Consider the following 366-nt stretch of genomic DNA (forward strand, 5'->3'; position numbering starts at 1 on the left):
CGACCCGTCCTGCAGCAGTACCTGCTCAAAGCCTGCCAGTCCGTGGGCGTCCGGTAGACACTCCTTGAGGCGTAAGGCGATGGCTCGTTCAACCAGTGCGCGCATGAACAAGGGAAAACCCTGCTTGCGTAACTGGTTGTGAAAGGGTTTATACGCTATTTGGTCAGTATCATGGAGCTGCAACGCATTGAAATGGCGATGCAAACCAGCAATACCATCCACCTTGTCGCAACCAAGCCCTGAGAGCAGAGCCGGGAGTAGTCTCGCAGGCTGGATATCCCGGAGTCGCTGACAAAAACCGGTAAATTTACCGATCCGGTTGAGTTCAGAAGAGCTAAGAAGTTGCTTGAGGTACTGGGTTGCATT

Annotated in this window: 1 pseudogene; it reads right to left on the bottom strand. The window is 53.3% G+C overall.

Annotated features, from left to right (window positions below):
• Positions 1–366 (bottom strand): annotated as a pseudogene (locus tag MUW49_RS18415) (IS4 family transposase); the annotation flags it as partial.

Origin of the sequence: Aeromonas sp. LsrichE-8G, assembly GCF_022869435.1 — a bacterium.
Lineage (GTDB): Bacteria > Pseudomonadota > Gammaproteobacteria > Enterobacterales > Aeromonadaceae > Aeromonas > Aeromonas caviae.